Source organism: Bradyrhizobium sp. SK17 (assembly GCF_002831585.1).
GTDB lineage: Bacteria > Pseudomonadota > Alphaproteobacteria > Rhizobiales > Xanthobacteraceae > Bradyrhizobium.
This window is the reverse complement of record NZ_CP025114.1, coordinates 83,328-107,519: the sequence shown is the minus strand read 5'-3', so window position 1 is coordinate 107,519 and position 24,192 is coordinate 83,328. Positions and strand designations below refer to the sequence as shown.

Annotated in this window: 25 protein-coding genes; 3 read left to right on the top strand and 22 right to left on the bottom strand. The window is 58.4% G+C overall.

Going from position 1 to position 24,192, the window contains the following annotated elements:
* Positions 1 to 128 precede the first annotated feature (128 nt).
* The 8 genes from CWS35_RS37745 to CWS35_RS37705 form a co-directional block, all read right to left on the bottom strand.
* A complete protein-coding gene (locus tag CWS35_RS37745; RefSeq protein WP_044407301.1) occupies positions 129 to 1,421 on the bottom strand; it encodes a type II toxin-antitoxin system HipA family toxin in 1,293 nt (430 codons plus the stop codon).
* Positions 1,411 to 1,752, bottom strand: coding sequence for a helix-turn-helix domain-containing protein (locus CWS35_RS37740; protein WP_044407305.1), 342 nt, complete (start codon positions 1,750 to 1,752; stop codon positions 1,411 to 1,413). The genes CWS35_RS37745 and CWS35_RS37740 overlap by 11 nt, the downstream gene beginning before the upstream one ends.
* 265 nt (positions 1,753 to 2,017) lie before the next feature.
* A complete protein-coding gene (locus CWS35_RS37735; RefSeq protein WP_245439186.1) occupies positions 2,018 to 4,252 on the bottom strand; it encodes a type IV secretory system conjugative DNA transfer family protein in 2,235 nt (744 codons plus the stop codon).
* Entirely contained in the window at positions 4,146 to 5,204 is a 1,059-nt protein-coding gene (gene virB11, locus CWS35_RS37730) for a P-type DNA transfer ATPase VirB11 (RefSeq protein ID WP_044407311.1), read from the bottom strand. Before virB11 ends, CWS35_RS37735 begins: the two co-directional genes overlap by 107 nt.
* A complete protein-coding gene (gene virB10, locus CWS35_RS37725) occupies positions 5,167 to 6,516 on the bottom strand; it encodes a type IV secretion system protein VirB10 (RefSeq protein ID WP_044407314.1) in 1,350 nt (449 codons plus the stop codon). Before virB10 ends, virB11 begins: the two co-directional genes overlap by 38 nt.
* Positions 6,517 to 6,908: 392 nt before the next feature.
* Positions 6,909 to 7,892 carry a c-type cytochrome gene (locus tag CWS35_RS37715; RefSeq protein ID WP_100957172.1) on the bottom strand — a complete coding sequence of 328 codons (984 nt, stop codon included), beginning with the start codon at positions 7,890 to 7,892 and terminating at the stop codon, positions 6,909 to 6,911.
* A complete protein-coding gene (locus tag CWS35_RS37710; RefSeq protein ID WP_245439185.1) occupies positions 7,889 to 8,518 on the bottom strand; it encodes a cytochrome c in 630 nt (209 codons plus the stop codon). The genes CWS35_RS37715 and CWS35_RS37710 overlap by 4 nt, the downstream gene beginning before the upstream one ends.
* Positions 8,519 to 8,647: 129 nt before the next feature.
* Positions 8,648 to 10,018 (bottom strand): bifunctional UDP-sugar hydrolase/5'-nucleotidase, encoded by a 1,371-nt coding sequence (locus CWS35_RS37705; protein WP_245439184.1) that lies wholly within the window; start codon positions 10,016 to 10,018, stop codon positions 8,648 to 8,650.
* A gap of 126 nt (positions 10,019 to 10,144) precedes the next feature.
* On the opposite strand from CWS35_RS37705, the gene CWS35_RS37700 reads away from it, so the two are divergent.
* Positions 10,145 to 11,496 (top strand): IS3 family transposase gene (locus CWS35_RS37700; RefSeq protein WP_100957168.1). Its coding sequence is split into 2 segments (ribosomal slippage): positions 10,145 to 10,481 and positions 10,481 to 11,496, totalling 1,353 coding nucleotides; the frame shifts between segments, so codons are not numbered across the junction.
* A 411-nt stretch (positions 11,497 to 11,907) separates the two neighbouring features.
* On the opposite strand, the gene CWS35_RS37690 is transcribed toward CWS35_RS37700, so the two are convergent.
* From CWS35_RS37690 to dsbD, 6 genes are all read right to left on the bottom strand, one after another.
* On the bottom strand, positions 11,908 to 12,846 hold the full coding sequence (locus CWS35_RS37690) for a substrate-binding domain-containing protein (protein WP_245439191.1): 939 nt from the start codon (positions 12,844 to 12,846) through the stop codon (positions 11,908 to 11,910).
* Positions 12,847 to 12,918: 72 nt separating this feature from the next.
* Positions 12,919 to 13,710 (bottom strand): transcriptional initiation protein Tat, encoded by a 792-nt coding sequence (locus CWS35_RS37685; protein ID WP_100957162.1) that lies wholly within the window; start codon positions 13,708 to 13,710, stop codon positions 12,919 to 12,921.
* Positions 13,711 to 13,742: 32 nt separating this feature from the next.
* Entirely contained in the window at positions 13,743 to 14,228 is a 486-nt protein-coding gene (locus CWS35_RS37680) for an isoprenylcysteine carboxylmethyltransferase family protein (protein WP_245439183.1), read from the bottom strand.
* A gap of 33 nt (positions 14,229 to 14,261) precedes the next feature.
* The gene (locus CWS35_RS37675; RefSeq protein ID WP_371682888.1) at positions 14,262 to 14,948 is read right to left on the bottom strand and encodes a L,D-transpeptidase; all 687 of its coding nucleotides are present in this window, start codon (positions 14,946 to 14,948) and stop codon (positions 14,262 to 14,264) included.
* Complete coding sequence (locus CWS35_RS37670) at positions 14,949 to 15,587, bottom strand: DsbA family protein (protein WP_100957158.1); 639 nt, start codon at positions 15,585 to 15,587, stop codon at positions 14,949 to 14,951.
* 27 nt (positions 15,588 to 15,614) lie between these two features.
* On the bottom strand, positions 15,615 to 17,438 hold the full coding sequence (dsbD, locus tag CWS35_RS37665) for a protein-disulfide reductase DsbD (protein WP_100957156.1): 1,824 nt from the start codon (positions 17,436 to 17,438) through the stop codon (positions 15,615 to 15,617).
* Positions 17,439 to 17,538: 100 nt separating this feature from the next.
* On the opposite strand from dsbD, the gene CWS35_RS37660 reads away from it, so the two are divergent.
* Positions 17,539 to 18,204, top strand: coding sequence for a response regulator transcription factor (locus CWS35_RS37660; RefSeq protein ID WP_100957259.1), 666 nt, complete (start codon positions 17,539 to 17,541; stop codon positions 18,202 to 18,204).
* Entirely contained in the window at positions 18,201 to 19,568 is a 1,368-nt protein-coding gene (locus CWS35_RS37655; RefSeq protein WP_100957154.1) for an ATP-binding protein, read from the top strand. The genes CWS35_RS37660 and CWS35_RS37655 overlap by 4 nt, the downstream gene beginning before the upstream one ends.
* Here CWS35_RS37655 and CWS35_RS37650 read toward each other — a convergent pair.
* The 8 genes from CWS35_RS37650 to CWS35_RS37615 are packed head-to-tail and all read right to left on the bottom strand — an operon-like array spanning position 19,552 to position 24,163.
* Positions 19,552 to 20,046 carry a DoxX family protein gene (locus CWS35_RS37650; RefSeq protein ID WP_245439182.1) on the bottom strand — a complete coding sequence of 165 codons (495 nt, stop codon included), beginning with the start codon at positions 20,044 to 20,046 and terminating at the stop codon, positions 19,552 to 19,554. The genes CWS35_RS37655 and CWS35_RS37650 overlap by 17 nt on opposite strands.
* Positions 20,047 to 20,091: 45 nt before the next feature.
* Complete coding sequence (locus CWS35_RS37645; protein ID WP_371682887.1) at positions 20,092 to 20,871, bottom strand: sulfite exporter TauE/SafE family protein; 780 nt, start codon at positions 20,869 to 20,871, stop codon at positions 20,092 to 20,094.
* Entirely contained in the window at positions 20,868 to 21,314 is a 447-nt protein-coding gene (locus tag CWS35_RS37640; RefSeq protein WP_100957150.1) for a YeeE/YedE family protein, read from the bottom strand. The genes CWS35_RS37645 and CWS35_RS37640 overlap by 4 nt, the downstream gene beginning before the upstream one ends.
* The gene (locus CWS35_RS37635) at positions 21,311 to 21,733 is read right to left on the bottom strand and encodes a YeeE/YedE family protein (RefSeq protein ID WP_100957148.1); all 423 of its coding nucleotides are present in this window, start codon (positions 21,731 to 21,733) and stop codon (positions 21,311 to 21,313) included. Before CWS35_RS37635 ends, CWS35_RS37640 begins: the two co-directional genes overlap by 4 nt.
* 12 nt (positions 21,734 to 21,745) lie before the next feature.
* Complete coding sequence (locus CWS35_RS37630) at positions 21,746 to 22,153, bottom strand: helix-turn-helix transcriptional regulator (protein ID WP_100957146.1); 408 nt, start codon at positions 22,151 to 22,153, stop codon at positions 21,746 to 21,748.
* Complete coding sequence (locus CWS35_RS37625) at positions 22,150 to 23,049, bottom strand: MBL fold metallo-hydrolase (protein ID WP_100957144.1); 900 nt, start codon at positions 23,047 to 23,049, stop codon at positions 22,150 to 22,152. Before CWS35_RS37625 ends, CWS35_RS37630 begins: the two co-directional genes overlap by 4 nt.
* Positions 23,046 to 23,723, bottom strand: coding sequence for a peroxiredoxin (locus CWS35_RS37620; RefSeq protein ID WP_100957142.1), 678 nt, complete (start codon positions 23,721 to 23,723; stop codon positions 23,046 to 23,048). Before CWS35_RS37620 ends, CWS35_RS37625 begins: the two co-directional genes overlap by 4 nt.
* Positions 23,720 to 24,163 (bottom strand): TIGR01244 family sulfur transferase, encoded by a 444-nt coding sequence (locus tag CWS35_RS37615; protein ID WP_157817362.1) that lies wholly within the window; start codon positions 24,161 to 24,163, stop codon positions 23,720 to 23,722. The genes CWS35_RS37620 and CWS35_RS37615 overlap by 4 nt, the downstream gene beginning before the upstream one ends.
* Positions 24,164 to 24,192 lie beyond the last annotated feature (29 nt).

The window sequence follows — 24,192 nt, the reverse complement described above, 5'->3', positions numbered from 1 at the left end:
GGCGACCTGGGCTGTTCGCAACGAGAAGGGATGATGCGCATCTCGAGAAAATAAAGTCCGCACTTCTCGCACGTGTCGCGCCGGCGCGGCGTTCGTGCTCACTGGCAGGCACTTAGCAGATCAAAGGGTCAGATCGGTGGCGCGGCTCGTGATATAGGATACCGGAAGCCCGGGTAGACGAAGGACCGGCTGATCGTGTTGCAGTCCGCTTCCGAGAGCCCCTCCCGCCGTACGACCTCATACCACTTGCTTCGAACCTGCTCTTCCATGTCCGACACGATCTTTTCGGCCACGTCTTTTTCAAGCAGGAAGCGCATGCTTTGCGAGACAATGTTCTCGGCATTGGCATAGCGGCCCGCGTCGCCGCAGATCATGGCGAGATCGCGCCGCTCCTCACTGATCAAGGGTCCCGGCGTGAGATCGTAGGCTGGCGATAGGTTCCAGTCAGGAGTCATTGCCATGACCGCATGATTGCGCGGGTGATCGTCGGTGTTCGAAATCAATGCGTTGAAGCACATCCTGCGAAACAGTTCGGCAGCATCACCCCGGGGGTTGGCCGAAACTCGCCGCAGCTCTTCGACCAGCAGCACATAGGACCATCGATCGCGCGTGTCATGCCCCTCTTCGGCGCGAAGCAGCGTCAGACCGCTAAGCATGCGGGCGCGCAGATAACCACCGTCGGCCCGCTCGCGATCAAAGCGTTTGACCATGAGGACGTCACGACCGCCGACGACGATCACCTTGCTTTCCGCCGTCGTGATACCGCATGCCCGTGCGAGCATGAGCATGGCGTGTTCAGCGCGCGCGTTGTTCCATTTGTCGTCCTTCCTGTTGAACTTGGCGATCCATAGCCCATCGGTGTCCTCGACCACGGCCTTCGGCCGCGCACCGCCCATTGACGTGCCGACCAGCAGCAGTTCTTCGACCTGAGCGACTTCGGCGTCATCGGGGCGATCTTCTTCATCGACGATTGCATCGGCGATCTTCTGCAGCCGAGCGAGGCTGAGGGTCTTGTTGAAATCCCGCTTGGGCGCCGGAGGCTGCTGATTCAGTCCGAAGCCGAGGGCGCCCGCCCGATCATCAGGTGAGTGCAGCAGGTAATCCATCTCGTTGAGCTGGGCAGCACCGAGATGCCTTTCGATAAGGCGGCGGCCCCAGTAGTCCGGCCCTGCATCACGCAGCGCGCCGAACAAGCCTTTCATGCTGACGGTTCCATAGGTCTGATTAGCAAGCCTGAGTTCGATCGGATCGATCGGCACGGCCTCGGCGCGGGCGAGATAGGTGCGGCCATAGACCAGTCTGCCGATCGCAATGTCGCGCCTGTCTTTGGTAAGCTCAAACCGCGCCGCCGTAACCGGCGCGGTTTGACCGGGCAAAGTAACGTAGACGAAGCATTCTGTTGGCGTGACGTTAGAACTCATTGTCCAATCCCTTCGGGCTGCGGGCGTGGACACGATCCCCAATCAAGGCGAGGCGCTGGCCCTCTTCATCGAATCGCGGATCGGCTGCGTCACTGAAGCGGTCGACGAGGCCGTAGGCCCACAGCAGGCCCGCATAGACCCCGATCTGCGTCGAGATCTTGCCCTTCTCGGCATCCAGGATGGCACGACGGCCGGTCCCGATCTTGGCGGCAGTGGCCTCGACGGTCAGGTTGCGTCGCAGGCGTGCCGTGCGCAGATCGGCACCAAGCTTTTTCAAGGCTCGATCGACCTCGAAGGGCGGCGCCTGGACTAAGTTGTTCTTAGCGGTCATATGCTCTTAAGGGCTCCAAATCCCGGTTTTGAGGCTCTTAAGAGCATATAGGCAAAAACATCCTAACAGCAAGTGTATCGTGCTCTTGAGAGCACAATAAGACAGATTTGGTGCTCTTAAGAGCATACTATCGGTCTTTTGGGGAGGCCCGATCTGCGTGGTGGCTCACACACGATCGCACTCAACGCTGAAGTTCGCTGCACGCGGATGACCGGATTTTCACATCCCGCCTTCTTCCGCCGTGGCGAGACGGGCAGCCATATGTCTACTTGTCGTCATCTCCGAACAAACGATGCAGGCCTTCCAATGTTCTTGCGGCCTCAGTCACAGGCCCCGCCTCGGCTTGATGAGATTTCAAGACACCCATCATCGTATCGAAGACTTCATCCTGCCGTTCCCCGGCCAAGGCGAGAATATCGCAAAGGTCACAGCTTTCGCCAACCGGCGCGGGCGCCACGCCCAAGGACAGCTCCTTGCGGCTCGGCTTTGAAGCCGTCTGGCGTGGCGTCAGAACCAGCCGCGTAATTGGTCCGTTGGCGGTTTGCTCCGGCTTCCTCCCGGTCTTCGCTTTGGCGGTTTTTGGCGCGGGCGTTCGTTTGGCGGCCAACTTGCGCGCCGACGCCGGCGCCTCCTCGACCCTCTCTTCGACCGCGGCTGCGATCTCGGCAGAGGCCGGGCTGATCGCGCCGCCCAGCACCTCGTCCTGCCACTGCCGAAGTGCAGGAAGGGACGGAGGCGAGCCCTTCGCCTTTTCATAGAAGGCGCGATACGGCTTATCGAGATAGTGCCGGATCTTCGTGAGTTCGAACGAGCGCGAGTTCTTCACCATCAGGATTGACAGCCGCGCCGACATCTCCCGAAGTTCGAGCGGATTGCGGAGCGGCCGCGGCGTGTAGTGGGGCGCCCAGACGCGCGGCGCGAAGATACCCTGCCCCGGCCGCTGGATCGGCGTCTTGTAAACTTGCGTCGTCTCGCCCAGCATTTCGGAGACGAACTCCGATGTTTCGAGATCGTTGATCTGAATGAACAGCTTGATCTGCGAGCCCGACACCGTGGTGATGCGGGTGTTCCTACCATAGAGCTCGTCGAGTTGCGCGATGTCCTGCATGACGATGGCCATGCGGAAGCCGTAGCCAGCGCTGATCGTGATCTTCGAGATCAGCGAATCCATCCGCCCGACATGGTAGAATTCGTCGAGCATCAGCAGCACCTGATGCGGCTCGTCGTCGCCCGGAATCTTCACCATCATCAGATCGTGGATCTGCTGAAAAAGAATTCGGATCAGCGGCCGGAAAATCGACAGCTCCGCGATGGTGCAGCCGATGAAGATCGTCATCTGTTTGCGGCGCAGTTCGCGAATATCGAAGTCCGACGTCTCCGTTGCCGCCGAGATCAACCCATTGTTCCACAGCGACATCGCCATGTTGACATTGAAGACAGCGCTGTTGCGCGTCTCCGGCTCGAGCGCGATGTACTGGTTGAAGCTGTCGATGACCCAGGTCGGCAAATGCTGGCGTTCGGTCCGCACGATCGCACGCAGCACCGAGGAGATGTCCTTGCCGGTCGTCGTCATCCGCGCGACGGTGCGCATGTGTTGCGCGCCGGCAATCAAAGGCGACGACAGCACGTAGCCGATCAGCGCCGACAGCAAGAGACGGCCCGCGCCAGCCCAGGTGTCGTCCGCTTTCTCGGGAATCACGAACGAAGCCACCACCAAACAGTCGGTCGCCATGCGCTCGTCGCGCCGCACGAAATCCAGCGGATTATAGCGATGGGTGTCATTCGAGCCTGGCGAGAACATGAAGACCTTGTTGCCCATCGCTTGCCGATGATTGGCCAACGCGTCGAAATTCTCGCGCTTGGGATCGAAGAACACCGCCGATCCCCGCCAGGAGTAGCCGTTCGGGAGGACGAAGCCGGTGCCTTTGCCCGACCGCGAGGGCCCGACGACCAGGATATGAGCGGGTTCGTCGGAGCGGATCGTTGCCCCACTGAGCGTTCCGAGCACGATGCCCTGCCTGGCGGTGAGGCCCTGCTTGGCGGCCTCCATCACCGTGCCGAAGCGAGCGGCGCCATAAGGCATTTGCCGGCGGTTGATAAACGCAAAGAGCGCGCCAGCCAGGCCCAGCGTCACGACCGCCGCCGCGGCGTAGAGGCCGCGGATGAGCGCCTCGGTGCGGGTCGGCGCAAAGACAAGGCGGTCATAGAAATGACGCCAGGCGACAAGGAAAAAGTCGGCCGAGCGGTCGGCATTCTGCATCCGGAAGAGCGCCCAGCGGCTGGCGCCTTCGCTGGGAAATCGCGTCGGCGCCCAGCGCTGCGCCACGACCACCTCATAGGCCATGCTCCACAACAGCCAGAAGGCGAGGAGAAGAAGGATAGCGATGCCGATCCTATAGGCGACGACGCGTGCCATGGCGGCCTTTCCCCCCTGCCCGTTCCTGTCGCCACTCGGCAACCCGCGAGAAATAGACGGCCGAGGTGCCACGCCATCCGCCAACCTTGGTCTGCTGGATCACGATCGGCAGCACCGATTTGATGTATCCGACAATCTCGTCGCGCCGCAGCCCGAGGCCGGCCTGCATCACCATGAGCGCGAGCTGCTCAAACGCGCCCGCCGGGCTGTCGGCATGCACCGTGGTGATGCTGCCCGGATGGCCGGTGTTGATCGCGCGCAGAAACGAATAAGCCTCGGCGCCGCGAATCTCGCCGAGGAAGATGCGGTCGGGCCGCAGACGCATTGAGGCTTGCAGCAGCGTTTCAACCGTGACGCGCGCCTCGCCCTGATCGCCCTTGGAGGCGACAAGCGGCAGGTAGTTCTTCTGGATCGGGTTGACCTCCCGCGTGTCCTCGATGGTGATGATGCGCTCGTCGACCGGCACGTCCTTAAGGATCGCATTGAGGAACGTGGTCTTGCCCGAACTTGTCCCGCCCGAAAGAAGAATCGAGTAGCGGTTGACGACGGCAAGGCGGATGAACTCCTCGATCCGGCCGGAGTCGAGATGTTCGCACAGATGCCGATCAGTCTCCGACAGCGTGCCGTCGCTTGCCGTCGTCACCTTGTCGAACGATCCGAGCTTGCGATAATCATCGAGCCGCATCTCCTTGATGACCTGCTTGCGGATCGCGAAGGCGCCTCCGGCCGTCGTCGCCGGCGGCATCACGCCCTGAAACCGCTCCCCTGTCGGCAGCGCGGCCGAGAGCAGCGGGTGCTCCTCATTGACGCTCTGGCCCGAGTGTCCGGCGACGCGTTCGGCCAGGTGACGGATCGCATGCTCGGTCAGGCTTGGCACCTCGTGACGCTCCATCGCCGATTGTCCGAAGCGCTCGACCCACACTTCCCCAGGCCCGTTCGCGCAGATCTCAACGACCTGGTCGTCCTCGAGCCACGGCCGAACGGGATCGAGCGCGCGGTCAATGAAGACTGTCAGACTTCGTGCCAGCGCGTTCACGCTTGAGCTCCCTCAAGGCTTCCTTGACCGGATCGGGATAGAGCGCCGAGAAGTCGAGATCGCGCCGTACGAAGACGATGATCCGCGTGCCCTGGTCGAGGTAGATGGTCGGCGGAATGTTGATCGAGTTGCGCAGCGCCTCCTGGGCGATGTTGGTCAGTGTTTGCGATACGTTCTGCGCCGCAATCTGACGGGCCTGCAGCGACAACTGGTTCTGGTTCACGCCTGTCTGCGTCTGCGTCACCGCGCCCGTCACCGGGTCGGTCGTGGTGATGATCGTGCCGTTGCCATAGCCGTTGGTGTTCTGTCCGTAAGCGCTCAGGAACTGTGCCGCGCCGCCCACGATGGAGAGCATGATCGCCGAGCCAAACCGCTCGAGGTAGTGGTTATCGACAAAGCCGGCATTGCCGGCACGGCCGAGTTCGTCCGTGCCGTTCGATCCGAGCTGGACCGAGACGCCATCCGACCGCAGCATGCGCGTCCAGACGACAAATACGCGCGTCTGCCCTTGGGCGATCCCCGATTTGTATTCCCCGACAAGGCGGCTTCCAGCCGGGATCAGGACTCGCCGTCCATCGAACGACCAGACGTTCTCGGTCACGACCGCGCGCACCATGCCCGGCAGGTCGCTTTGAACGGCCGTCTCAAGCACGCCGCGAACCGTCGTGCCCTGCGCCACCAGCGCGTCGATCCGGTTGTTCTTGGTGGCGCGCGTGACCTCGACGCCGGCGGCCGACACCGACGCCAGAAAGCGACGATTGGGATCGTCCTCCGGGCCTGCGGCGGTCCTCGCGCTGTCATCCGGATTTGCAGCGTTCGCCGTCGCCGATGCATTGTCGGCGATTACCTGGGGCGCCCGCAGGCGCTCCCATTTCCGCCGCTCTTCCTCCTGGCGCTGACGTTCAAGCTCCGCGAGACGCCGCGCTTCGTCGTCGTTCGGTACAGCTGCGGCCAGCGGCGGTTCAGGCGGCGGCGGTGCCGGAAGCGCCAAGGGAGGAGCTACCGGAGGCGGCGGCAGGACCGGTTCGGCCGGCGCCGGCGGGATGACGATCGTTCCCTGGTTGGTTTGCGTCCGCCGCGCAGATAGCGAGGGAGCCGGAAACTGCGTAGTGGTGAATTCCTCCTTGTCAGGCGTCGTCAGCAGAGGCGAACGCCGCACCACGGAGCCGTAGATCATCCAGGCCGCCACCACGAGAGCGCCGATCGGCACCCCGTATTTCAGGAAACTGCCGAGCGCCGTGCGACCGCGCGCGACGGAGGTGGCGGCCGCGGCTTCAAGTTCAAACGAGCGATAGTCGTCGGGGCTGGGCATCGCGCGTCAACCTCCCAAAGCCGCGGTCGCTCCCGCGCGCTGCGGCGCGTAGGGCTCAAGTCCGTTCGGCTCATGCACGTTGGTCAGACGTCGGTTGAAGATGCATATGGTGGGCGCTGCGGGAATGCCGCGACGCGTATTGGACTATCCGCAAGCATTTGCGGGTTGGAACCTGGTCAGTTCGATTGGTGCATTTCTGGGAGCTTTTGCATTTGTCTGGGGGCTTGGCACGATTCTCTATACAGTTTTCGCGGGTAAACGCATTTTGGAAAACAATTATTGGGGCGAAGGCGCGACTACGTTGGAGTGGACCCTTCCGTGTCCACCTCCGTTTCATTCGTTTGAAATACTACCGCGTGTCTCTTGAAGTCCGACGAGATTTAAAAGGACGTTCAACGAGGCTGAGGGCCCGATGGCGGCGAGTTTCGTCCTAGAAGAATGCCATTCACGGTTTGGCCGTACATATCCATCGGTGAATCGTGATGCGCCTTGCGTGTTGCCGCAACGGAATCCTTGAAGCGCGGATCCTGCGGTCGCTCTTGGCTATCGAGATAGCTGGCGACGTCCCAAGCTTCTTGGTCGGAAAGCGTATTGCCTTGACTGAACGGCATGTTGGCTTTGATGAATCCGGCGGCATTCGTAATCGAACTCATGCCCGCGCCCCAGTTGAAAGAGCGCGGCCCCCAAAGCGGGGGAAATACCGTTGTGCCGTCGGCGGCCTGTTGCCCCTGACCGTCAGCACCGTGGCAAAGGGCGCATTTCTGCTCGTAGACTTCCTGGCCATGCGCATAATCGAGCTTCGCAGGCTTGGCCAATTTGGGATAGCCCCGACCCGGCATGTCAGCGCCGGTCGGCGCCCCGGTAGCAAGGAAGTGCGCGTAACTTTCCAGCGCAACGAGAACCTTGCTATTTAACTCGGGAGCCTTGCCGTTCATGCTAAAGCGGAAACACCCCTGCATACGCTCTTGGAAGGTGTTCACATGGCCGTTTTTGGCGCGATAGGTGGGAAAAGCAACGTAGGCTGCCCACAGGGGGGCCGAATTCGCAAGGCGACCTTTGTCGATATGACAGTTCGCACACTGCAAGGAATTACCGACGAACTCTTTCGCATTGTCCTGCGTATTATGAAAAATGTCGGCACCGAGCCTGACCATCTTGCCGAACTCATTGTCCGGGATTTTATCCTCCGAGGGCGGCTGGAAAGCGATCTTGATATCGCTTTCTTTTGTCGGCGCAGGCATGGACTGAGGAATCGGGCCAGATTTGGACATTGGCGCGTTTTGCTGCCGGGGAATGCTGTACCCAAGGAACGCCGCCATGCCCATAAACAGCAACCCAACAGCCCAGGTGCTAAAATTAGGCCTCTGTCCCATCATGGCTTGCCGCCTGGCTGAGGGGTGGTTGGCAAGCTCGCGAAATACGCCGCAACAGCGTTCATTTGCTTGTCGTCGAGCTTGCTAACGACGCCGGTCATAAGATTGAGGGGATCGTTGCTGCGGTTGCCACTCTTCCACGCCTTCAACTGATTGAGAAGGTAGGAGTAGCCCTGACCCGCCAGCCTGGGAAACGATTTGCCAACACCCTGTCCCGAGGGACCATGGCATTGTCCACAAGCAGGCAAGCCCGACGACCAGTTTCCGTTATCGGCAAGCGCCTTACCCAAAGCGATGTCGCCATCATTAAGTGGCTTTGGCTCTTCCGCCTTCGGCGCGGTCAACGAGGCGTAATATCCTGCCACGGTTTGTATCTCGCTCGGCGAAAGAGACTTCGCAATGGGGTGCATCAAGTCGTTGTCTCTGGACTTGTCCGCGAAATCCTTAAGTTGTCGCTCTATATAGTTTGAGCTTAAGGCCGCCAAACGGGGATATCCAGCCTGCGGACGCCCTTCGCCCTCCGTACCATGACAAGAGGAGCATGCGTGTGCACCCCGACCGTTGCCATTTAGCGCGATGTCTCGGCCATTGTCGGCTGCGCGAGCGCGTACTGGAAGACCGGTCTCCACCACAATAATTCCAACAATTACGGCGAAGCCGATTGCAGTCCACCCCCCGTGACTCGCAATTAGCGCGTCGCTATCGGAAGGTCTTGATGACCACCACGTCAGCCACAAATCGACCTCCCCGAAGAATTCCTACCCCGCTACGAAACGCCCGAGACCGTCGTTTGTGCCAGCCTCGTTTTCTTTTAAGTAATCGCGAAGAGCCTGGATCGCCCGAACGGGAAGATCCCTGCGCTTGCGCCCGAATTTCTTCGGTACGCCCTGTGCCGTTACAAACGCCGCCTTATAGGTCTCGCCAGCCAGGACAGGCACGCCTCGCCTGAAGATATGCTCAATGCGCTGGCCTGGAGGATTCTCCAGCTTGCCGTAAATGGTCAGTCCACGGAATCGCTTGAGATAGCCGCCCATCTGCCCGAACGGATTGGCCGAAAATGTTCGCTCGAGATTTTCCTCCATCATTTCCCTAATCTCGGTACCCGTCAGGTCAACTGTCGACACCGGTGGATTAGTGGGGATGATATTCCACAAATCATTCATCGTAATGGAACCCGGCGGTATAGGCGCGCCGTAACGCCAGCCGTTCGAAAAGGCGATATCCGTATCGCCGGCGGTCGCGATCGCCGCGAGCAGAAGATCGTCCATCGGTGCATACAGATTGGTGTCACGATGAAGGCCGACGGCAGTCTGCCCGACGAACTCGTTCAACATCTCTCGATGCGGCTTCATCACGCCTTCGACAAGCGCGCTCATCTCCACATCGCCGGCGATTGACTCATCAACCGGGATCAGTCGATGCTGCCAATCAGCAACTTTTCCGTCCGCGATGCTCAGGTCAAGCCGGCCAACGAAGGATCCGTGGCATCCGGATTGAATTATAAGCGTATTGCCGATATGCGCCGGGTGCTCGAGCCGGTTGTGGGTATGCCCGCTGACGATGACATCAATTCCGTCTACCGCGTGAGCAACATGGACATCCTGTGGAAATCCAAGATGGGAAAGCACAACGATCAGGTCCGTCCCCTCGTTTCGCAAGCGGCTAATCTCTCCGGGCAATTCCTCGCAACCAGATGTAAAGCGCACCCCCTCGCTAAAATGCGGCGGCATACTCTTATCGATGATGGTCGCCGCGACGCCGATAATGCCGACGCGCAGGCCGCCGCGTTCCAATACAACCGATGCCGGAAAGTAAAGTTCACCGGATTCTTTGTCGTAACAATTGATCGCGAGCATCGGATGATTCAGCTTCGCAGACAGAGCACGAAAATGCGGCGGTCCCCATGCAAACTCCCAATGCGCGGTCATGGCATCAAACCCCAACGCATTGACCAGCGGAATGAGCGCTTCTCCTTTGCTGCTGACCGCAGGGTACGTCCCGTGAAACGTATCACCGTTGTCCAACGCAAGAGCCGATCCGCCGCACTCAGCCCGAACGCTCTTCAAAATCGAGGCGATACGCGCGTAACCTCCCATTGTGGGATAAGCCGCGACATCGCCATGCCACACCAGTTCAGGGTGTGCCTCCAGGTAGCCGTGGGTATCGTTGACTGTTCCCCGTCAGCACCCCTGAGACAAATTGAGGGACTTCACGGAGGGAGGATTTCTGGTTCATCGTAGCCGCAAGGAGCGAAGATGAGACAGAAATCCGGACCGGGCAAAGCGCCGGCAGAACAAGTGCTGAAGGATATTCGGCGCCAGACGCGTCGGCAGTATTCGGCGGAGGAGAAGATCCGCATCGTGCTGGAAGGACTGCGCGGCGAGGAGAACATCTCCGAGCTGTGCCGCCGCGAAGGCATCGCCGCCTCGATGTATTACGGCTGGTCCAAGGAGTTCCTGGAGGCCGGCAAACGCCGATTGGCCGGTGACACGGCGCGAGCCGCAACACCTGGCGAGGTGAAGGATCTTCGCCGTGAAGCTACCGCTTTGAAAGAGGTCGTTGCCGATCTTACCCTGGAGAACCGTCTGCTTAAAAAAAGTATGAACGGGGATGGGGAGAGCGAGGCATGAGATATCCCGCATCCGAGAAGGCCGAGATCATCGAGTTGGTCGAGCAGTCACATCTGCCGGCCAAGCGCACGCTGGACAAACTCGGCGTTCCTCGCTCGACGTTCTACCGCTGGTATGACCGATATTGCGAAGGCGGCCCTGAAGCGCTGGCTGATCATCGCTCACGACCGGACCGCGTCTGGAATCGCATCCCGGACGATGTCCGCCGCCAGATCATTGACCTGGCACTGGAGCTTCCCGAACTCTCGCCGCGGGAGCTGGCCGTGCGGTTCACCGACGAGAGAAAGTACTTTGTCTCGGAGGCTTCGGTCTATCGGCTGTTGAAGGCCCATGACCTCATCACCAGCCCGGCCTATGTGGTGATCAAGGCGGCGAACGAGTTCAAGGACAAGACCACCGCGATCAACCAGCTCTGGCAGACCGACTTCACCTACCTCAAGATCACCGGCTGGGGTTGGTACTATCTCTCGACGGTGCTCGACGACTTCTCGCGCTACATCGTGGCGTGGAGGCTTGGTCCCACCATGTGCGCTTCCGACGTCACCGCCACGCTCGATCAGGCGCTGGCGGCATCGGGCCTTGATCACATCACCGTTGCGCACCGGCCGAGGCTGCTCAGCGACAATGGCGCGTCTTATGTTGCAGGCGATCTGGCCAATTGGCTCGAAAGCAAGGGCATGCAGCACGTGCGGGGCGCACCGTATCACCCGCAAACCCAGGGCAAGATCGAGCGCTGGCACCAGACCCTGAAGAACCGCATTCTGCTCGAAAACTATTATCTACCAGGCGATCTCGAACGACAGATCGGCGCCTTCGTCGAGCACTACAATCAAGTTCGCTATCATGAGAGCATCGAAAACGTCACACCAGCCGACGTCTACTTCGGCCGAGCGGAGACCATCCTCGCAGAACGCAGACGCATCAAGCTTGCTACCATCGCAACCCGTCGCTTGCAGCATCGGCTGCAGGCAGCTTAAACTCTAACCCCTGATGAGCCAGAACCTCTCTTCTCGAAACGCCTGATCAGTCTCAAATTATCTGACGACGAACAATCGTTGACCTGGATGATCGTCAGATTTCGGGTATCCATCGAGAACTCTCAAGTTTTTGGAAACGATCAATGATTGTGCGCTGAGCGCGTTGGCAAACGGTCGAAGATTTGTAATTACCTGGAACTAGTTTCGAATTGAGAGGTTGAGTTTTGTTGAACCCGGAGATGTACATGGCCGACCGTGAAGAGAGCCCAATTAAACGAACGGACGTTGAGGCGAGAGGGGCTGTCGTCGGTCATAACGTACGATATGTGCTCCTGTGGGGTACGCTCGCCGCGGCTGCAATGATGATCTTCCTGTATTTCATGCTGCTTCACAGTCGCGCTCCCGGTTGATTCATTTGCCCGCTGCTTCGTAGCGCTTGAATCCGTAGCGTTCGAAAATACCGAGGGCGGCAGGCGACTTTATAAAGTCGAGCCACGCCTTTGCTGCGTCTGGGTGTGCAGCATCCTTCACTTCAGCACCGGCATAAATCGCAACGGTGTTCTGCTCGGTCGGAATTTCAACGTGAGAGATCGGATGACCGACCTGCTCCTGAAAAATGGCTTCGAATTGCCAGGTCACCCCGGCGTCAGCCACGCCCTGGATCAAAAATAACGGCGTCTGGCGGTGATGGATGTGGGTCAGGACAGTACTGCCGTCCTTCAGCTTGTCCTCGTACACAGCTTTTGCCAGCTTTTCGCCACCAGCCTTTTGCAACGACGCCTTGATCTGGCGGGCAATCCCTTCGAATTCGGGATTGGGCATCGCCAGCCGAACCTTGGCCTGCCCGAGATCAGCCAAGCCCTTAACCTGAGCTGGGTTGTCCTTCGGCACCATGATCGTCAACGTGTTGGTCACATAAGGCACCGCAGGCGCGACCAGCAAACCGTCATTGATCAACTGCTTGACCTTCACAAGGCCGGCAAAATAGGCATCCGGCTTGGCCGTCCATGTCATGTTGCCCGAGGTGATCGTTCCGCCAGCTTTCATTTGCTTGACGAGCAAGCCCGGCGGAATTGTCTCCCAGTAAATCTTGCCCTTGTATTCCTGATGCTTCTCCTCAAACGCCTTTACAAGTGGCGCCATCGCAAAAAAGTAGTTGCCGCCAACGTAAAGAACTAGCTTGGGGTCCGTTACGTCGCCGTGAAAATCGGCCAGACTGTTGACCTCCGGAATGGTGAACTCGAAACCCCGATTCACAACATCGTTATTCTCTCCGTTTTGCCACGGAGGGAAAACATCTCCCTTGTAGAGCGGAGTTTCGGCCTGCCCTTTCCAGCCCTCGCGGGCCATCGACGTGACGGGCATTGCTGCACTCAGAGCAACCACGCTTGCAACGATCGCTTTGAAAATCATGGCCGCTCCTTATTTGGCGTAGTGAAAGCCCGCTCGTTGCAACTCGGGCAGCGTTCCAACCGCGCCTGGTGTGAGCACCACCCCAGGCAAAAGATGGTTCGTCAGCTCCGCCGCGAGTTGCTCGTGAGTCAGCTTGTCGGGGTTACTCTCAGCCTTGAGAAGTGCGGCGGCCTCTTCCCATATTGCATTGTGGCAGGACAGAAACACGACGCCACGTCTCATCAATACCGGAATGGAATTGTCCGCCGGTGAGAACACGCCATCGGCGTCCTCAAAATTCTTTGGGTCTGCTTTCGCAGCAGACGATTCCTTGATCAGGGTGTTCGATTTGAACTTATCGCCTGCGAGCTTCGTCAGTTGGTATTTTTCCCAAATCGTATCGTCGAAGAGTGCAAGGTGCGCCGTGCCATGAGTCGCCGATACCGCCAGAAAGTCAGGGTGCTTGAACGACCATACCTGGGCATTGATCGAATTACGCATCAGGTTGAGCCACGGGCTGCCAATCTCGGTGTTGTCCCAAACCTGTTTGTATGGCGATTTGTACGCAATAACGGATTTCAGGGCCTCGGCATCCCATTGATCGGTTTCCGTCAGGATCATGGGAACGGTCTTGAAGTCTCGGCGTCTTGGCAGTTTGGCGAGATGTTCAGATAGTTCTTTGAGATGATGCCCGTCCGATGGAACGAGCATAGATCCGTCAACCTCCTTCGCCGACGCTTGATTTGTAGACACGCTGAGGGCACCTGCAACAACTCCCAGTCCCAGCGCTTGCAGCGCGGTCCGTCTTCCAATCATGGTCATTTCAACTCTCCAATAAGGCCCCCAACGGCGTTTCAGATGAGCCATCTCGGGACCCGAGATGCATAGTCGAGCCAGTCCTGACCAAAGCGCGCTCCTAGGTGACGCTCTTCACGGCGAATGGCCAGTCGATCCACAACAAGGGCGGAAACAACCCCCAGGAGGACAAACCAGAAATTCCCGAAAGCGAAGCCGATACCCGCCATCAAAGTCGCGTTACCGACGTAGATTGGATTGCGCGTGAATCTGAATGGCCCTGTGGTCACAAGCCGGCCCGCGGCACGATGAGGAAGAATGTTGGTATGAAGCCGTCTCATCGTCAAAATGGCCCATAGATCGAGCGCGACGCCAACGAACGCAACGATGGATCCCATAATTTGTAGCCAGAGATCGCTCGGCAAAGGTAAAGGGACCAGTTGACCAAGCCCGAGACTCGCAGCCATCGCTACCGCCAAAATGAGCGGCGGCCACGGCACCGAATTTGGACTTTGACTGTTATCCACGATCATCTGGACTTCCATGCCCGCTATCCGACCGCGCAGCACCGAGGCGTATCACCGAACCACAACTTTCGAACCATCAGGCACCCGGCTGTAGAGATCAATAATGTCCTGATTGACCATTCTAATGCAGCCAGACGAGACGGCTTTGCCAATACTCCAAGGCTCCGTCGTGCCATGAATGCGAAACAGCGTATCCTTGCCATTCTTGAAAAGATACAAAGCACGCGCGCCCAACGGATTTCGTGCACCGCCGTCCATGCCTTTCTGCCAAGGTTTGTATCGTGCAGGTTCGCGCTTGATCATGTCATTTGTCGGCGTCCAATGCGGCCATTTTTTCTTGTACTCAATCGTCGCAGTCCCCGTGAATTCGAGACCCTCTTTCCCAACACCGACGCCGTAGCGCAGCGCTTTTCCATGTTCTTGCACCAGGTAGACAAACCGCTCGTGCGGATCGACGACGATTGTTCCGACTGGCTCCCGGGTCGGAAAATCGACCACTTGGCGAAGGTATTTGGGGTCGATGTCAGCGACGTCGATGGCGTCCACTTTGTACGGTTCGTTGGTGGTTGCGGCGTAAGCCTGGGCCGCAGCCGGGTTTGCCTGTGCCGAAAACGCTACGGGCGCCGGTGTGGATGACGTTGTGGTGCATCCGGCTAACACCGCTATTCCGGCAAAAACCATTGCGGCGTTACCGGCCCGTCGAAAGCAGGTGAGCGAGTTCGTCACAAGTCGTGCCATTTATTTCTTTGCCTGGGCACGCGCGTCCGCCACCGCACGCTTGAATCCGTCGTAAGTCAGGGCAGACGTCACTTTGTAATGGCCGACAAGATAGGCTGGGGTTCCCTGCAATCCTAACGAATCGGCTTGGGCAAGGTTGCGCCTGAGCAGCGCAGTGATCTCGTCGCCGTGCGCCTTGAGATCGGCATCGAGCTTGTCCATATCGACGCCAGATTTGCGGATCGCTGCAAGCATCTGGTCTTCGGGAATCTTCGGACCGGGAATCGACATCAGCGCGGCGTGAACCGCATCGTATTTGCCCTGATATTTGGCGGCCAGCGCGAGCTGCGCGCCATAGACGGATGCTTTGGTAAGGATCGGCCAATCCTTATAAACAAGGCGAATATGGCCATCCTCTTTTACGACCTGCTCCAACGCTGGCTCTGCTTTCTTGCAGAACGGACAGTTGTAATCGAAGAAGGTCACGATTGTCAGATCGCCTTTCGGATTTCCCGCGACGGGAGTGGCCGGGTCGTTCTGGATGGCCTCTGTGGACGTATCGGCATCCTGCGCGAACGCGTGCGAAACGGTCATCGGCATCAAGAGGGCCAATGAGAGAAGCAGGCGCGGTGAAAAATTGCTTGGACGTGTGGCGAACATGATGTCTCTCCTTTGTGAATGGACTTTTCAGGACGGTTGAAGCTGATTGAGCCGCTTCAGGAATGTGGTTGAGTCGACGGGACCGACGATTCTTGCGCCGGTTATTTCCTTGCTGTCTCGCGCGCCGAGGAAAACAACCGTGGGTGGCCCGACAACGCCGAATCTCTTCATCAACGACCGGGTATCTTCGTTGTAGTTGGTGGCGTCCGCACGGATCAGCGTGAAGTCGTGCAAACGCGCCAATACGGCTGAGTCTGAGAATACGGTGCGATCCATGACCTTGCATTCGACGCACCATTCGGCCGAGAAATCGAGCACGACGGGCTTGCCATTCTGACGCGCGCTTGCAATCGCCTCATCGAGCGCTTGCGGCGTGGTGACGGTCTCGAATTTGGCCGCGTGCGCGGCGGTGATTGTTGCGAAGCCGGGAATTCCGGTGAGTTGTCCCGGCAAGCCGAACGAGCCAACAACGGCGGAAATCATCAGAAGCCCACCAAAGCCGGCTGAAGCAACGCCCGCCAAGACAGGCCATTTGCGCCATGCTTGTCCCCGGCTTCGCTCACGTAGCTGTGGAGCGGCCAGGTAGATGCCTGTCCCGACGAGGCCCACGCCCCACAAAACAATAACGAGCCAGGTTGGAAGAACGCGCGAGATCATCCAGATCGCCACGCCGAGGAAAACAAAGCCGAACACGTGCTTTATATGTGCCAGCCACGGTCCAGATCGAGGCAAGATGCTTGCGCCGAACGTCCCGAACGCCAGCAACGGCAAACCCATCCCGATTCCCAGCGCGAACAGCGCCGACGCTCCACGCCACGCGTTTCCGGTCTGAGCGACATAGACCAGAGCCGCGGCCAGGGGTGGCGTGACGCACGGGCCTACGATCAATGCAGAGCCGAATCCCATGACTGCGGCCCCGCCAACTGATCCAGCACGGCGGCTACCGGCACCGGCCAGGCGGCTCTGCCAGCTTTGCGGAAGCTGCAGATCGTAAAGACCGAACATCGAGAGAGCGAGCGCCACGAAAATTGCGCTCATCAAACCTAGCGCGAGCGGCGTTTGAAGCGCGGCTTGCAGGTTCTGCCCCGACCAGGCGACAACCACCCCCAGTGACGCGTACGCGAGCGCCATGGCGACGACGTAGACGCCTGACAGCACAAAGCCACGTCGGGCCGTCAGCTTCTCGCCTGATTGCGCGAGCATTCCTGAAAGGATCGGAATCATTGGGAATACGCACGGCGTGAAGGCCAGCAACAGGCCAAATCCGACAAAGGCGGCCAGCATTGAGACAACACTTCCGCCGAGATCGAGATTATCCGGCTGTGTCGTTGCATCCGCATGAGATGCGCTTGGCCGCTCCAAAGACGGATCGGACACCCAGTTGCTGTTCGATTGGGCCGGCGCCGTTGCCCGAGCAGTCGGTCCGGCAATCGATAGTGTTTTCAAATCAATGGTTTTTGTGACTGGCGGATAGCAGATCCCTTGCTCGGCGCATCCCTGATAGGACACCACAAGGTCGTTTAGATCGCCCAGTGACTTCGCTGACACGGAGGCCTGCGCCTGACCGTGATAGATCTCCGTTTCGCCAAACGATGGATCGTCTTTCATGTCTCCGGCTGGTGTACTTGCCCTAATCGAAGCACCCTGCCGGCTCGTGATCTTGATCTTGTCGCGATAGAGGTAATTGCCTGGCGCAATGACCCAGTTCAGGATCAAGGCACCTTCCGCGCCGTGGGCAACATTAAGCTGGAAAACCTTATCCGCACCCGGAGGGCTCTGCGCCTGCGCGGACGCAGCCACGGGCGTAAGCAGAAGCAGACCGAAGAGAATCCGTAGACAAGCGTTTCGCATGACGGTCCACAATCATAAGGTGGTATCTGACTTCGCCGCCCTACCTTAAGGCAGCCTTAAGGCTCGCCTGCGACGCGTCAGCCGGATGAACGAGGATGTGATGCGAATTCTGGTGGTCGAGGATGACCCCGTCCTGCTGGACGGTTTAAAAGCTGGCCTGAACCTCGTGGGCGCCACCGTCGATGCGGTTACCACTTGCGCAGACGGCTTGGCTGCACTGACAACGGCCTCATTTGACGCGGTCGTGCTGGACCTGATGCTGCCGGACGGTTCAGGCCTCGATTTGCTCTCAACCCTTCGGACAGCGGGAAACACGACGCCCGTTCTTCTCCTCACCGCACTTGACGAGGTGGCGGACCGGATTAAAGGGCTCGACGCAGGCGCCGATGACTACCTGGGGAAACCATTCGATCTGGACGAACTCGCCGCGCGCGTGCGCGCCATCGTACGGAGAAAGACTGGCCGTGCCACGTCGCATATCGCATACAACGGGATCGTGCTTGATCCGGCGACGCTCAGCGCATCCGCGGCCGGCAAAGCGATAAACCTGTCACGTCGCGAATTTGCACTTCTCGCCGCGTTGATGGAGCGCCCCGGAGCAATCCGCTCGAAGAGCGATCTTGAAGATCGGCTTTACGGTTGGCAGGACGAGGTCGAAAGCAACGCCGTCGAGGTGCATATTCACAATCTTCGCAACAAAATCGGGCGTGACCTGATCGAGACCGTGCGGGGCATAGGATACCGAATGCGGGGGGCTAAAGCATGATTACACGCTCGATAAGAGGTCGCCTCTTCATCGTCCTTACGGTCGCAACCGGCTTAATCTGGTTGTGCGCGAGCGCTTGGGTATTTTTCCAGACACGGAGCGAGGTCGAACACGTGCTCGATACCCGGCTTCAGGAGGCCGCCCGCATGGTCAGCTCTCTGGCCATCAATAGCGATGCGGTTGCTTCGGACAGATCACCTTCGGACGAGCACCTTTTGCCCGAGATCGCAAGCTACGAGCGTCAATTGTCGTGCCAGATATGGTCGCTGGATGGCAGGCTGGTAGCCCGATCAAGTGGTGCCCCTAGCGACAGTTTGGGAAATGAGACAGATGGCTTCTCCGATCAGCAAGTCGGTGGTGAAACCTGGCGCGTCTATGCCATTTCCGATCCCGCGAAGGGCATCCGTGTACTCGTCGGCGATCGCCTCGGACTGCGGGAGCGGCTCATCAGTGATCTCATCAAGGGCTTGCTCTGGCCGACACTGCTAATCTTTCCGTTGCTCGGACTTCTGATTTGGACCGTCTTAGGCCAAGGATTACGGCCACTTCATTTGATGGCGATAGACCTGAGAAATCGAAGCGTCGATGATATGAGCCCCGTCGAGACAAGCCAAGCGCCTCCGGAACTAGCGCCGCTCGCGAACTCCCTGAACGGATTGTTCTCAAAGGTTGAATCCGCACGTCGCCACGAACGCGACATCACGGCATTTGCCGCTCATGAATTGCGCACGCCACTTGCCGGATTGAAGACGCAGGCGCAGGTCGCCATTGCGACGCAAGATCCAGAGGCGCGAGGACGAGCACTGCGTCTCATTGTGATTTCTGTTGACCGGACTTCAAGATTGGTGCGCCAATTGCTGGCAATTGCACGGATCGACGCCCAGGACGATTTCCAACGAACGGATAACGTCAATCTCGGCGAGATTCTCGACGAAATCATATCGGCCGATCCGCTCTCGGACTCAGCCAACCTTGTTTTGTCTCCTGCACTTTACGAGACCGGTTTCGCGACAAATCGCGAGCTTCTGACGGTGGCCCTGCGAAATCTTCATGAAAATTCAATTCAGCATATCAAGAACAATGGCACCGTGACCTGGGACGCTGTCCGCGTCGGATCCTCCATCACAATCTCCGTTGATGATGACGGCCCCGGAATCCCGGATTCCGAACTGGCACTTGTGACATCGAGGTTCTTTCGCGGCCGTCACAAGAGTCCGTATGGGAGCGGCTTGGGACTTTCGATCGTGCAACTCGCAGCCGACAAGCTGGGCGGAACACTCGCGCTAAAGAACCGGAGTGACGGAAATGGCCTTCGTGCTGCCTTGTCATTCCCGCACAAACAGCTCATCACAAAACAGACCTAATTCGAGCTATTGCCCCCTTGGCTGAAGCCGCACCGTCTACTCTGGCCGGCACCAGGAGTCGATCGATCGCATACGCACCACTTCCGCGAAAATAAAAGTGGATCAAAGCTCCGAGAATCGCAACGTTCTTGAACAATGGTCCAGTATGTCCCGGAGCAAAATGGACTGCGATCGTTACTGGTATCAAAGTGACGAAAAGTGCGAGCGATGATAGCCGGGTCAGGAATCCGGTCGCAAGAGCAACGCCAGCCGCAATGAAGATTACTCCTGAAAGCCACAGCAACATCGACGGATTACCTATTATCTCGATTGCATTCACCCAAGGCGATTCAGCGATGCGAGCGAGCATCTGACGATGTTCCACAAAATGACCGAGTCCGCCAATGATGAAAATCAGGCTCAGGAGGACACGGAATATGGGGTCCGAGAAGGATGACCTCGATTTCAGAAAGGACGGCAGCGGCTCCATCAAAGTCATGAAATCATACCTGAACAAGAGGAATCGAAGATATTTTAGCGCTGGTTAGGTGAATAGCGTAAGTCCACTTCGATAGAGAACGTAAATCGCAACCACGAAAATCAACGACGCAAATACGATATTCAAGGCGCTCTTGAATTGCGAAAGATGACTTGCGAGACGCATCCCGATCAAGCCGCCAACGAAGCCACCGCCTATGAACTCAGCCGCGACGGTCCAGTCTATGAGACCCGATAATGCGTAATTGACGGCAGTCGTCAGTCCGAACGCTCCCACCGCCAGCAATGACGTCCCGATGGCGTTGATCATCGGCATGCCCGTCGCGAAGATAAGCCCTGGCACGATCAGAAAGCCGCCGCCGATTCCGAAAAATCCCGCAGCAAGGCCAACGACAAGCGCAGTAGCAGCTGCCAACCACGGCCGGGCATCTTCATCCTGGGCTGTTACCGGCGCAGATCGCTTCGTCCTCAGCATAAGGCCTCCGACCACCAGCATCAGCAGACCGAACAGAAACAGCAAGCGGTCACCGTTAATGGCCTTGCCTACACTTGACCCGACAAACGCGCCGACACTGCCAACGATCGCGAACACCAAAGCGCTGCGCCAGCGAACGGTGCCCCGGCGCGCGTAATTGGTAAAATTCAGGAACGCGTTTGCTGCGACAGCAAGAGCACCCGTGCCAATAGCCAGATGAGGCGGCGTCAAGCCGACGACATAAAGCAGAAGTGGCGTGGCAAGGATCGAGCCGCCGCCGCCGATGAGCCCCAAGGAAAAGCCGACGAGGCCACCGGAACCGAACGCGAGACCGTCTGACCAAATCGTCACTGTAATGCTTGCTGGTTTGGACGCGCTTTAATCAGGTGGTCATGCACGAGAACACCTGCGATCATGGCAATCGTGAAAACAATTGTCGCCGGAATGCCGAAGCTCAATGACGCGATCGCCGGGCCGGGACATAGGCCAGAAATTCCCCAACCGATCCCAAACAGTCCTGCGCCAATGAGCAGAGGAGAATCGATCGCCGTCTTGGTCGGTAAACGAAAAGCAATGTCCAACGCGGGTTCTGTCATCCCGCGCGACATGACATAGCCGATCGATGAAACAGCGACCGCTCCGCCAAGCACAAAGGCCAGACTAGGGTCCCACGCACCAAATATATCGAGAAATCCGCGAACGCGCGCGGGATCAAGCATTCCCGATAGCGCCAAGCCGAACCCAAAAATAAGTCCGCACACCAGCGACACGAGATTTCGCGCCAAACAGCTCATGTGATACCGAACTTTCTCATGACCAATACGGTGGCGATCCCGGTGCACAGAAACACGATAACCGCGGTGAAAGACCGCGGCGACAGGCGCGCAAGGCCACATACCCCGTGTCCGCTGGTGCATCCCGATCCAAGGCGGGTCCCAAAACCGACAAGCAAACCGGCAACCACCATCAAACTAGCCGTGGTTGTTACCTCGACCTGTGGCCAGACGCCGAACCATTGCAGGTAGATCAATGGGCCACAGAGGAGTCCCCCAAGAAACAAGATACGCGACATGCGTTCAGGACTGACGAACTCGATCGCGCCTGAGACCATGCCACTGACGCCGGCGATGCGTCCGTTGAGAACCAAGAGGATGGCCGCCGACAGCCCGATCAGCCCGCCCCCGATCAACGACTGCAAATAGGTTTGCTGCATTTCAGTTTCCCGCTATTTTTCGAAAGGCCGCCTGACCTGCGCGAAAACGGCGGCCTGCGCCGCGGCTTTCACTCGGACTGGAATCTTGAAGGGCGCGGCGTCCGGATAGGGATCGTCGCAAAAAATCTGATGAAGTGCCGCGATCAAGTGACCGGCTTTGGCGTCTGCGACGCTATAAAAGACCGACTTGGATGATCGTCGCGCCTGAACAACGCCTGCCTCTCGCAGATCGGCAAGCTGCTGCGACAAAATTGGCTGCTTGATGCCAAGCTTGGTTTCCAGTTCCGAAACAGATTGTTCACCCTCGATCAACGCACAAGCAATCATCAAGCGATTTGGATTGCTGAGACGTCGCATCAAATCCGCAGCTTGCCGAATATTGAGTTCGATTAGGTCGGGTGCTGTTTTCACCAACCTCATGATTCACTCCATACGGCTCCGGCGAGCGCGTCTAAAGGAAACTTGAGATAACGCCGTCCGTCCGACTCCGGCTCGGGCAATCGCCCACCCCGGATGTTAACTTGCAGCGCGTGCAGAATTAGTTTTGGCATCGGGAGCTTTCGGTCGCGCTCTTCACGCAGCGCGACAAAATGCTCCTCCGTTTTGGCTTTTACCAAATGCTTGTTAGTGCCTTTTTGTTCTGCCACCGTGCTTTGCCATAATGGCTGACGTTTACCAGGCTGATAATCGTGCCCTGTAAACACTCGCGTCGATTCCGGCAACGCCACGATCGCCTGGATTGATTGCCAAAGCTTGGCGGCGCTGCCCCCGGGGAAGTCGGCACGTGCGGTGCCGGAATCCGGCATGAACAATGTGTCGTGGACGAATGCGGCATCGCCAATGACATATGTTATCGAAGCGAGTGTATGTCCCGGCGAAAGCAACACGCTGGCTTCGATGTTGCCAACCTTGAACCGCTCACCAGGCGCGAACAGGTGATCCCACTGCGATCCATCGGCGGGAAAATCCGGCCAGTTGTAAATTTTTTTCCAGAGCTCTTGCACTTCGCTAATCCGATCGCCAATCGCAGTTGGCGCCCCGGTCTTGCTCTTGAGATATCGGGCGGCGGAGAGATGATCCGCATGCGGATGGGTATCGAGGATCCACTCGACGTTCAGGCCCTCGGCGGCGATATAAGCAAGAATCTCATCCGCTGAACGTGTTGCCGTTGCGCCCGATTTCTCGTCGAAATCAAGGACGGGGTCGATAACCGCGCATTTCTTCGTAGCCGGATCCGAAACGACATATTGAATGCTGAAGGTTCGCTTGTCGAAGAACCCCTTAACGACCGGCTTTTGGCTGTCTTCATTCTTCATTTGTCTACTCGCAACTTTCGGACGCGATAGTACCAGTCGTGGATTTCACCAGATCCAGCCGTGGCATCGGATTCCTCGATACTGAGCGGCGCTGCATCGATCACATCTTCGCCCGGCATCCAGCCTTCCGGCGTCAAAACCGCGTCGCTGTCCGTAACCTGAAGCGCCGCGACGAGGCGGACGATCTCATCGACGCGGCGGCCGGTACTCATCGGGTACCAGATAAGAGCCCGAATAAGGCCGTCGGGATCGATGACAAAGGTCGCTCGGACCGTCGAACTGTCGGCAGCGCCTCCGTGAATCATGCCGTAGGCTTCGGCTATCGCCATTGACGGATCTTCCGCGATCGGGAAAGGGACCATGACGCCGAAGCGTTCACGAATGCTTCGCACCCACGCGAGATGCGAGAACAGACTGTCGATGGAAAGCGCCAGGAGGTCGCAACCAAGCTCCTGAAATTTGGGATATGCCTTGGAGAAGCTGATGAATTCGCTGGTGCAGACGGGCGTAAAGTCAGCCGGATGAGAAAAGAGAATCAGCCATCGGCCACGGTATTGATCCAATGACCTGTTGCCCATCGTCGTTCGCGTGACGAATTGCGGAGCCGGACTGCCGATCAAAAGCGGCCGATACCCCTCCGTCGCATCGCTCTGTTGAACGTTCTGCTCCGTCATTTCGCACCGTCGCTTGAAGCGTGGTCTGAAGCCCATTTCGCCGCGACTTTCAAATCAAGTCCGTGCCGTTCTCCGAATGGCAAAATCTCCGTTGCCTCCATGCGGCCGTCCAGAACCTCGCCCAAGGTCCAGAGAGTCAGCGACCGCGTGCCGGTTTTGCAGTGGGCAAAAACTGGTTGATCGAGTTGCGCGAGATTTTTCTGGAATTGCCGGATGTCCGCCTCGGTGACCGCTCCGAGCACAATCGGTTGGCGGGCATAGCGAAGCCCGGCCGCTTCCGCTGCACCTGAAGCCTCGGCTGCCGCAGGCTGAGTTGGCTCCTCGCCATCCGGCCGATTATTGATCACGGACCCAAACCCGCCTGCCTTCAACCCATTGAAATCACTTAAGTCTGGCTGCGGACCGACAGACAGGATGTCGTTCACTTTGATGATCTTCACAATAAAACTCCTCGACAGACCGGATTTGA